Origin of the sequence: Paenibacillus polysaccharolyticus, assembly GCF_023714295.1 — a bacterium.
In the GTDB taxonomy this organism is placed as follows: domain Bacteria; phylum Bacillota; class Bacilli; order Paenibacillales; family Paenibacillaceae; genus Paenibacillus; species Paenibacillus polysaccharolyticus_A.
This window is the reverse complement of the sequence record NZ_JAMAUN010000012.1, coordinates 209,625-219,210: the sequence shown is the minus strand read 5'-3', so window position 1 is coordinate 219,210 and position 9,586 is coordinate 209,625. Positions and strand designations below refer to the sequence as shown.

Here is a 9,586-nt window from a genome sequence, read left to right as displayed (position 1 = left end):
CACCCGTCCGCCGCTAACCATCCGAGAAGCAAGCTTCTCTTCAAGTCCGCTCGACTTGCATGTATTAGGCATGCCGCCAGCGTTCGTCCTGAGCCAGGATCAAACTCTCCAATAAAGATGAATTTCAAAGCGTGGTTAAACGCGGTGAAACTCATCGGGGTATTGAAAAGAGCGATAAGCTCATTTTGAATCTGACAAGATTAAATCTCATTGTTGCTTTCAAAATCATACAGTTCGAAGACTTGTACCGATTTTTCCAGCGTCGATCTTGCAAGCAAGATCGTTACTCACTCGTTGTTCAGTTTTCAAAGATCAAACTTGTTCTCGCCACCGAAATCAGTTCGTTTCAGCAACTCTTATATAATATCATGTCCAAACCAACTTTGCAAGCTCTTTTTTAAGTTTCTTTCGAAGCTTATTTTATTTGCTTGCCGCACCGTCGAAGCTGTGTTTTCTTGGCCGGAATAAGAATATAACATGGTTAGCTTCCCGTTGTAAAGTGTTATTTATGAATTTATTAATTCCATATTACGGAATTACTTTTGATGGTGAATATACTCCATATAAATACACTATGTTTTAAAGTCACATTGTCCTATGATACCAGCTGCTTACCTTAAGAACTAAACAAAGCAGTGCACCTTAATATTTACCTCTCTCTATATATATTTAGTACTTTCTTAAATGTCTGATCCATTAATCCCCCTTCCCCTAAGCCTGCATAAAAAAAACAACAGTTCTTCAGATATGATTACCACATCCGAAAACTGCTGTTTCTCTGGCAAACGGTGCACCTGTCTCCACTCTGCCTCTTCACATGTCCGTTTACTAGGACTTATCAGCAGCAGAGTCGGCGTTTTCCTTATTCTTGGTTCCCTTGCTTTTATAAGGTTTCGGAGCACTCTTCGCTCGGTTGGCACTGGCTTGCCAGCGATTCCAACCTTTTTTGCCCGTTCCGCGGCCTGTGCCGCCCTTACCTTTTGCTTTGCTCATATTATCACTCCATTAATCCTGTCTATGTCTAAAAATGATCTTCCTCGGTAATGTTCCAATGTAACTCAGCCCATGTGGTTCACTTCCAGCATTTCTTATTATACCAAACTTGAAGTGTTCACGTTTTATATTTAGAAGAATTACACTTGAACCTTAGGTTCTTGTACCGATTTAACACTTCTTAGCACACGTAAGGATAATAAGAAACAGATGCCAAGCACCGCCGCAGCCGATACATACGGATAGTTAATATTCACATCAAACAACGCTCCAGCTACGATGGGTCCAGCGATGTTGCCCAGACTTGTATACGCGGAATTCAGGCCAGCCACAAACCCCTGTTGTTCTTCAGCGAGCTTGGACATCTGCGTACTGATTGCAGGGCGTAAAATATCCATTCCCAAAAAGACGATAAATGTTACAACAACGATTAACCAGTACGTGTGAACGAACAAGGTTAGTAATACAAACACGGAAACAAACAGCAAACATACCGTGATAACCTTCTTTTCCCCAAATGTGTTCAGCAACCAGCCAATCAGGGATACTTGCACAACTGCTCCTGCAATGGAACCAAATGTAATGATAAACGCGATATCTTTGGTCGTAAAACCAAACTTGTGATCCACAAACAGGGAGAATACCGTCTCGTAGTTAGCCAAACCAAAAGCCATGACAAATACGATGATTAGACTGAAAAAGTAAGGTTCCCGGTAAGAGTTGATAAGCTGAGATACCATACCTGGTGCTTTTACTTTCGCCCCGCTAGTTTCAGGTGTAGTCTGCTCACTCGCGCTACGCTCGGATTCAGGCAAGATAATCAGTGTAATGATTGCAGCCAGCAAACCCGCAACCCCTGCCGCATAAAAAGGAACCCGTATGCCGAACTCGGCAATATAACCGCCGATCCCTGGCCCGATGATAAAACCTGTTGTGATCGCTGCATTAATAAGCCCCATGCCTTTACCGCGTTCTTCTTCCGTTGTGATATCAGCCGTATAAGCCATAACCGCAGGAAAGATCAACGCCGCGCCAATACCGCCCAGCATTCGGGCTGCGAAGAGCAGATAAGGCGCATTCACCGCACCGAACATAAATTCTGATACCGCAAAGATCAGCATCCCGAATACGATAATCTTTTTGCGTCCCCACTGGTCTGACCAACGACCTGCTGCTGGAGAGAACAAAAACTGTGTGAAAGAGAACGCCGCGAACAGAAGTCCCATCGTAAAGCCCGTAATATGAAGCAAGTTCATGTAAGCAGGCATGATCGGCACAACCAGACCAATACCCATAAATACGAGAAAAATATTCAACATCAACAGCAGCAACGCGCCCCTGTTACGTGTCAGTAAAGCCATGATTCCATCCTCCATCGTTGTCTAATTATGCTGTTTATCCTTGGCAATCCCGTGAAGAAATACACTGGCGGCCTGACGATACAACGCAAGAGCCTCGCCCGGTTCCAGCTTACGCGACATTTGACTAAGCCCTATAATGGTACTTTCCAAAATCAACGCAAGATACTCTACATTCTGATCATTGAACTCCCCGCTGTCTATTCCTTCTTGAATCAGCTGCTTATTGAATTGGATGTGCCGCTCAAACAATACTGCGATTCGTTCTTCAATATCATTCTCTTTCTTCTCTCCAGTGAAGAACTCATCAGCCGCTTTTGTTAAAGGATGGTTGATATCATCCATAATGAGCTGTTCCGCCAGTCCATAGATTTTCTCGGTGGAAGTGTGATACAGATGAACTTTTGATTTCCAGCTTGCTTCCCACTCCCGATCCCATTCATCAATGAGATAGAGGAAGAGCCCTTCTTTGCTTTTGAAATGATAATATATATTTCCCTTGCTACTTCCAGTCGCCGCGACGATGTCCTCAATAGACGTTGCTTTATATCCTTTTTGTACAAAAAGGGCTTTGGATGCATCCGCAAGTTTTTTCTTGGTCTGCTCGGACTGGAGCTGCTTTTTATTCAAACTCACTCACTTCACTCCATTCTTATATACTGAACATTCGTTCTGTATTCTAGCAAATATATGTTTAATCCGCAATATAAAAAGGAGAACCCGCCATGTGGCAAGCCCTCCTTTTATTCACGAATCCATTTATTTCTTCTTTTTACCCTGTCCATGTAATATCTTTAATTGGCCATTCTCGTATCCGACCTGATATGTCACGTTATATTGAGTCGTTACGTATTCCCCATCCTTGCGCTCCTCGGCAGCGATCACACCGCTCACTTCCATCTCTTCCTTACTCGTACTCGCAGACGAAATTTCCTCCACACTAACATAGCTCGTATACGTATAGCCTTCACGAAATTTAGCGTAACTTGTGCCCTTCTGCCAATCACTTCCGAGCAACGCATAGGCAGATACATAATCACTCATGTTCAGGTAGTTGTAAAAATCAGCAACCAGTGCTTCCGCTTCAGATAAAGCAGCGGACGACGTCTGCGAAGATGAGTCCCTTACCGTTTGTGCCCCTTTGGTATCAGGTGAGCGCTCTGACCATTGTTGCACCTGCTTCAATACACTGGTGATAGGAATGCTGAACCCTAGTCCACCTTCCTGTTTAACCACCGTCGAATTAATCCCCAGCACTTCTCCCGTTTCCGCGTTAATCAGCGGACCGCCGCTGTTACCGTTAGTAATCGGAGCAGATATCTGATACAAGTTGGTATAAATATAAGGCGGGATTTCAAAACTGCGGTCAAGTCCGCTAATAATGCCGGTAGTTACCGTATTTTCAAAACCAAGCGGACTGCCGAGTGCCAGAATTTCATCACCAACCTCCGCTTTAGCTGACGCAATAGGCAGAGGTTCCATTTTCACAAGATCAGGGACTCTGACAACAGCAACATCCGTCTCTTCGCCAAAACCAATCACTGTCCCCCGATATTCCTGATGATCCAAGGTGCGAATCGTCACTTCTTTGGAACCCTCGACGACATGCGCATTAGTGATGACATCGCCCTTGTTATTATATAAGAAGCCTGAGCCCAGACCATCGCTACTTTCAATCGTAACTACTTTTCTCTGACTATCTTCAATAATCTGTTTACGCGTTTTCTTTTCTGTGATTTTAGATGTTGTTTTTGTTTTGGGTTGCTCCGCCTGTTTCGAGGAAGCCACAGCCAGTTTGGGAGCTAGCGCCATCTCATCTGCTGTATGCTGGTGAATCCAGAATACGCCTCCAGCACCAGCACCAATAATGATTGCACTGGAAAGGATCGTTCCCCATACACGTTTGCTCATTTTGTCTTCCTCCTACTCCACATACCAAGATGCATTCGTAACTGTCACATTCGCGGCTTCATATACCCCATAATAGTAGGTTTCAAAATATCCTTCTTCGCCTACATCCAATATAGCTGGGTATACATAAACATCTGTCTCACCGATGTAATCGCCATTCGAGGAATTGATGCTAACAATAAGCGCCACGGATGATATAGGGCGTGTTCCCTGATTAAACACCGACCCGCTGATATACAAGTCTCCATACTCATCCAGCTTAGCAGACAGATCCGTTACGTATACAGCCCCTGTACGATTGCGAAGTTCCTCTTCAGCTGCTTGCTGTTCTGCAAGTCGAATACGTTCTTCCTCTGCTTGCTCAAAAGCTTTCTTCTCACGCAACACTTCATCCCGGTATTTGGTCAGCTTCTGATCCTCAGGCGCATAAGATAATCCATTGTCCACGGTTTGCAGTGCTGCTGTAAAATCACGCTTCTTCACTTGCTGCTCGGCCTGCTTATAACTGATACCTGCCAGCTTATCCGTAATCTGTTTCTTCACTGCTTCGGCTTCTTTACCGTTCAGCTTGGAGATCGTTTTGAGTTTATCAGCGAGTGCCTCGACGGTTGTTAACTGATCAATTTCCTTTTTCACTTTCAAAACAGCCAGGGTCACCTTTCGATTGTTCAAGGCTGACCTTACCTTATCAAACACCGGCTCTTGGCGTTCGTTTAATGTTTTAGTCGCGGTTTGAATCATTTTGTCCGCTTCCGACAGCTTACCTGTTTTGAGCAGACTCGCGGCTTCGTCCATTTGTTTTAGTAAATTATTTGCTTGCTCTGTAATTTTACGATCCTGAACGAGTGCTCCTACATTCGGTCTTTGAGCGAGAGCTTTGTCCAGCAAATCCAGAGCTTCTGAATATTTCCCGTCCAGTGCAGCCTTCTCTGCCTCAAGATGCAGTGTCTTCACATGAGCGTTAATCAGATTCTCCTCATTATAATAATACGCTAACAACGCCCCCATAATTGCTGCAAGTAGCAGCGGGATAATCCATACAAATGGACTGCTCTTGCGCTTGCTCATCGTTCCGGTTGCAGATGCATTACGTGGCTCCAGTCCTGAAGGCTCCGACCAGATTTGCTCCTCTGTGGAGCTATCTTGTTTCAATCGGGTTCCACACTTCTGACAGTGGTCTTCCCCAGAGCTATTTTTCGTGCCGCATATGTGACAATACATCCTGATCCCTCCAGCCTAAACGTATGTAAATTTAGATATATGTTATCTTTTGTTTTTCTGTTGTCGTTCTGTTACTTGATATCACTCCAGAATATGTGTTGCCTAATCTCGGGGTGAATCGACATTTATCATATAGCAAAAAGGTAAAATGCACCATATATTCTGAAGGAAAAATAAGATATATAGTAAGGATTCATACTGATCACTTATTTTGTAGCCTAAAAAAGACCTTCCTGTTTTTAAGGAAGGCCTTCATGTATATTCCGCAAGTCCATCTGATGCGGATCTATTTAGTTTCATTCATTTATCCATTCAGCGATAGTTAGAGGGCACAATTCATGCTGATCTATTCGGGCTGATTCGAAGGGAACGCGCTCAAATTGATATAAGAGACTTCCCATAGATGGTTGTCCAGGTCTTGAAAACTCCGTCCATACATAAATCCATGATCTTGAGGTTCGTTATATCGCTTCGCTCCAGCATCAAGGGCAGCTTGTACAATCGCATCCACTTCTTCACGGGAAGCAACAGATAAAGCGACGATCACTTCTGTTGTCTCAGCCGCGTTCGCGATTTTTTTCGTGATAAAGGATTGGAAACGTTCCTCCACCAGAAGCATTGCAAAGATATTTTCTCCGACAATCATACAGGTAGCCTTATCGTCCGTAAACTGGGCATTGAATTCAAACCCCACTTTCGTAAAGAAATCAACCGATCTCTTCAAATCCCGGACTGGCAAGTTGACAAAAATCTGATTAGCACGAACAGCCACCATTGATCACCTCGGATTCCTAGAATAGATTCCACCCCAAAATATCACCTCGCGTATGCGCTGTCAATTATGTATAATGGGACTATTCCAACATGTGAGGTGAAAGGGATGTTGTTCCCAATCGTTCGAAGTAATTAAATGTCGGGCTGGATCAAAACGCGTACCAGCTACCAAGGGGTAGCTCTGTCCTTTTGAGCCTGTTCGATGTGTAGATGAACGATGATTGAAAACAACAAATCCTAAATAACACATCACATACTGGAGGAAGAATTAATATGACAAAACAGTGGGATTACAACACATTTTATGAACGTGTCGGTCAACAAAATGGATGGGATTTCAGCACGATGAAGGTGATCTCTGAACCCACTGACTGGGACTTCTATGATGAGGTGACTCGTTGCACACAAACATCCGATCTGCTGCTGGACATCGGCACAGGTGGAGGCGAAGCCGTGCTCTCCATTGCTGAACATGCTCATCTGCTTGTCGGCATCGATTTGGCTCATGGAATGATCGAGACAGCTCAGCGAAATTTAAAGCGAACTAAAAAATGCTCCAATGTGCGATTCACTCAGATGGATGCGGACAACTTACAGTTTCCAAAGTCATTCTTTAATATCGTTTCTTGCAGACATTCCGCATTCTCCGCGTCAGAAGTGTACAACGTTCTCGCAGAGGATGGCGTATTCCTGACCCAGCAGGTCAGCGAGCACGATAAATTGAATGTAAAGCAAGCATTTGGACGTGGACAACATCTCGGAATAAAGCCCGGAACACTACTGCAAAAGTATAAACAAGAGCTGAAACATGCAGGTTTCCAGCACATCGAGGTCCGCGAATATAACGTAACCGAGTATTACGCTACACCGGAGGATCTCTTGTTCCTGCTGACACACACGCCTATCGTTCCTCAATTTGGAGAACTCGCGTCCGACCTGGATATCTTTGAACACTTTGTTCAAAATCACCGCGACGAAAAAGGGATTCGCACCAACTCGGCGCGGTTCATGATTACAGCCAGAAAATGATCTGAAATCTATTATGAAATTTTAGTATATAAAGTAAAATGAAAAACGCGTCTTGGCGACCTGTATGGTTCAAGCCAAGAACGCGTTTTTTGGTTATTTCTTATCGTTGCCAGATTTCATAGTCACGGCTCAAGCTGAAGTTTCTCCAAGAATGGTTTCAAGCGATCTACCACATAATGGCTGCCACCGCGCCCGTTCACCTCTTCGATTACGGCTGCCAACAGGAACGACGGTGATTGGGTATCAAAGGTAACGAAAAATCCGTTCTCCTGACCTTGCTCACCCTTCTTCGCTTTCAGTTCGGCCGTTCCTGTCTTGCCTGCAAGACCGCCAGCAATCGAGCTGAGGGCATGTGCCGTTCCGCCTTGACGAGACACCACCTGTTTCAGTGCGTCGGTAACGGTATTGGCTACATCCGGTGTGATAATCACCTCAGGATCGGGGGTCTCTTTTCCAACAATCAATACAGGTTTCACTAGCTTGCCTTCATTCACAAACGGCGTAAACGCAGTAGCAAGATGAATCGGCGACATTAACATCTCACCTTGACCATACGAAGTGTCGGCTAGCAGTACCTCGGAAGAAAGATCCCTGTTCGCCTCATTCGCATACTGACTAGGTTTCAAATAGAGTTCATCCAGCCCGAAATTGTCACCAAACCCGAACTTTTGAATGCCCTCGATAAACTTGGCGCTCCCCATCTCAGTCGCTTCCATTGCAAAATAAATATTGTCGGAGTATACGAGGGCATCCACCATATTTACGGGACTCAGGCTTTTCACCCGCTTGACGTAATATCCGCCCCAGCTATCATTCTTCCGCCATTGCAAACCAGAAATCTCATGGGTTTTGTCCGGTGTGGTCACCTTCTCCATCAACCCTGCAGCCGCAGTAATCGCCTTGAAGGTTGAGCCGGGAGCGTATCGTGTCGTTACTCGGTTGATAAAAGGAAGCTTCTCGTTCGCCGAATAGGCATCCCACTCGGCCTGCGTCAGACCGGTAACCATTTTATTCGGATTGTAGGAAGGCGCACTCACCAGAGCAAGCATATTTCCGTCCTTCGGATTCATCATCACCATCGCTCCGGCATCGCCGCCACCCGCCAGCGTTTGATACAGCTTTTTCTGCTCTGCAGAGCTGATCGTCAGCTGCACATCCTTACCGTCGACTGCATCTTTGCGGATCAATTCGGAACGCGTGTTGCCCGCTTCATCCGTAATCTCAATCAGACCGCCACGCTCCCCGCGTAGCTGCTTCTCCATGGACTGCTCCAGTCCAGCTTTGCCGATCCAGTCTTCCGCACGGTAATACCCTTCGGTATCTTTATCCAGGTCTTCCTTCGTGGCCTTACGTACATATCCGATCAGATGTGCCGCTGCTTCACCAAGCGGGTAATACCGAATTTCCTTACTTTGCAGAGCAACTCCGCTAAGAGAAGAAGGGACATCAAATTCCTCTGTCGAGGCCATTGGCACAAAAAATTCCGGTTTCACCCATGTCTGACCAAGTGTCTTCTGAATGGCTTCTACGGACACCTTGTAATGATCCGCGATGCGTGCAATCATCTGATCCGGGTTCTCTCCGAGCTTCTCGGGTACGATGCCCCACTCATTCATTGTGCCTTGGGTTGCAAGCGGCAACCCGTCACGATCTACAATATCCCCTCGATTCGGGAATAACGTCTTCACCCGAACTTTGCTACCTTTCACCATGTCACTGAGGATCAGGGACGGCTTCCAGTTAATCTGCCAGACTTTGCTCCCGTCCTCCAGCTCCTGTCGAACTAAATTAAGCGTATGTGTCTCGTTGACTTCACCTAAAAAGGTGGTCAGGTGTAGATCATAATCGGTCTGGTAGAGATCAGGGTTACTAGCCCCTTGTTCTGCCTGATTCGTTCCCTCTTTGTCCGTTGTTGCTTGTGATTCAACCTTAGTCTCGGTTCCACTTTCAGTCCCTGTTGTTTGAGCGCCAGAGTCAGCTTCCATTCCTGTCGTATTCGCTGCTGTCAGCTCAGCTTTAACAGCAGAGACCTGCATACCCGAGTAGATTGCATTGTATTTCTCAATAAACTGTTCCTTGGACATACCTGCCTCTGTCAACGAAGCAGGTGACATCAACGAATACAGCTGGCCGAACTCTTTCTTTTGTAAATGCTCTATGTACTGATTCACAGTTGTCTGCGGTTTCGGTTCCTCCGGTTTGCTATTCTGCATATAAAGATACATTCCAATACCGCCTGCAAATAGAATCGGCAAGAGTCCATATAATAATTTACGTTTCGATTTCATGTCACATCACCT

The 9,586-nt window shown here is 45.4% G+C and carries 8 protein-coding genes and 1 rRNA gene; 1 reads left to right on the top strand and 8 read right to left on the bottom strand.

Annotated features, from left to right (window positions below):
- From M3629_RS23855 to M3629_RS23825, 7 genes are all read right to left on the bottom strand, one after another.
- Positions 1-115: ribosomal RNA gene (locus M3629_RS23855) — 16S ribosomal RNA — on the bottom strand; the annotation flags it as partial.
- 713 nt (positions 116-828) lie between these two features.
- On the bottom strand, positions 829-993 hold the full coding sequence (locus tag M3629_RS23850; protein ID WP_251510903.1) for a DUF3934 family protein: 165 nt from the start codon (positions 991-993) through the stop codon (positions 829-831).
- Between the two features lie 140 nt (positions 994-1,133).
- Positions 1,134-2,354: an MFS transporter gene (locus M3629_RS23845; protein ID WP_090923097.1), complete on the bottom strand. Its 1,221-nt coding sequence runs from the start codon at positions 2,352-2,354 to the stop codon at positions 1,134-1,136.
- 21 nt (positions 2,355-2,375) lie between these two features.
- Complete coding sequence (locus M3629_RS23840; RefSeq protein WP_251510915.1) at positions 2,376-2,981, bottom strand: TetR/AcrR family transcriptional regulator; 606 nt, start codon at positions 2,979-2,981, stop codon at positions 2,376-2,378.
- A 129-nt stretch (positions 2,982-3,110) separates the two neighbouring features.
- Entirely contained in the window at positions 3,111-4,262 is a 1,152-nt protein-coding gene (locus M3629_RS23835) for a S1C family serine protease (protein ID WP_251510901.1), read from the bottom strand.
- A 12-nt stretch (positions 4,263-4,274) separates the two neighbouring features.
- Complete coding sequence (locus tag M3629_RS23830) at positions 4,275-5,483, bottom strand: hypothetical protein (protein WP_251510899.1); 1,209 nt, start codon at positions 5,481-5,483, stop codon at positions 4,275-4,277.
- Between the two features lie 346 nt (positions 5,484-5,829).
- Positions 5,830-6,255, bottom strand: coding sequence for a VOC family protein (locus M3629_RS23825; RefSeq protein ID WP_251510914.1), 426 nt, complete (start codon positions 6,253-6,255; stop codon positions 5,830-5,832).
- Between the two features lie 275 nt (positions 6,256-6,530).
- Between M3629_RS23825 and M3629_RS23820 the strand changes: the two genes are divergently transcribed.
- Positions 6,531-7,286 carry a class I SAM-dependent methyltransferase gene (locus M3629_RS23820; RefSeq protein WP_251510898.1) on the top strand — a complete coding sequence of 252 codons (756 nt, stop codon included), beginning with the start codon at positions 6,531-6,533 and terminating at the stop codon, positions 7,284-7,286.
- A gap of 122 nt (positions 7,287-7,408) precedes the next feature.
- Here the strand turns inward: M3629_RS23820 and M3629_RS23815 are convergent, their stop codons facing one another.
- Positions 7,409-9,574: a penicillin-binding transpeptidase domain-containing protein gene (locus tag M3629_RS23815; RefSeq protein WP_251510896.1), complete on the bottom strand. Its 2,166-nt coding sequence runs from the start codon at positions 9,572-9,574 to the stop codon at positions 7,409-7,411.
- Between the last annotated feature and the right edge of the window lie 12 nt (positions 9,575-9,586).

Excerpts from the sequence above, each read along its gene's own strand:
- M3629_RS23850 (WP_251510903.1), bottom strand. The coding sequence starts at position 993 with ATGAGCAAAGCAAAAGGTAAGGGCGGCACAGGCCGCGGAACGGGCAAA.
- M3629_RS23845 (WP_090923097.1), bottom strand. The coding sequence starts at position 2,354 with ATGGCTTTACTGACACGTAACAGGGGCGCGTTGCTGCTGTTGATGTTG.
- M3629_RS23835 (WP_251510901.1), bottom strand. The coding sequence starts at position 4,262 with ATGAGCAAACGTGTATGGGGAACGATCCTTTCCAGTGCAATCATTATT.
- M3629_RS23830 (WP_251510899.1), bottom strand. The coding sequence starts at position 5,483 with ATGTATTGTCACATATGCGGCACGAAAAATAGCTCTGGGGAAGACCAC.
- M3629_RS23820 (WP_251510898.1), top strand. The coding sequence starts at position 6,531 with ATGACAAAACAGTGGGATTACAACACATTTTATGAACGTGTCGGTCAA.
- M3629_RS23815 (WP_251510896.1), bottom strand. The coding sequence starts at position 9,574 with ATGAAATCGAAACGTAAATTATTATATGGACTCTTGCCGATTCTATTT.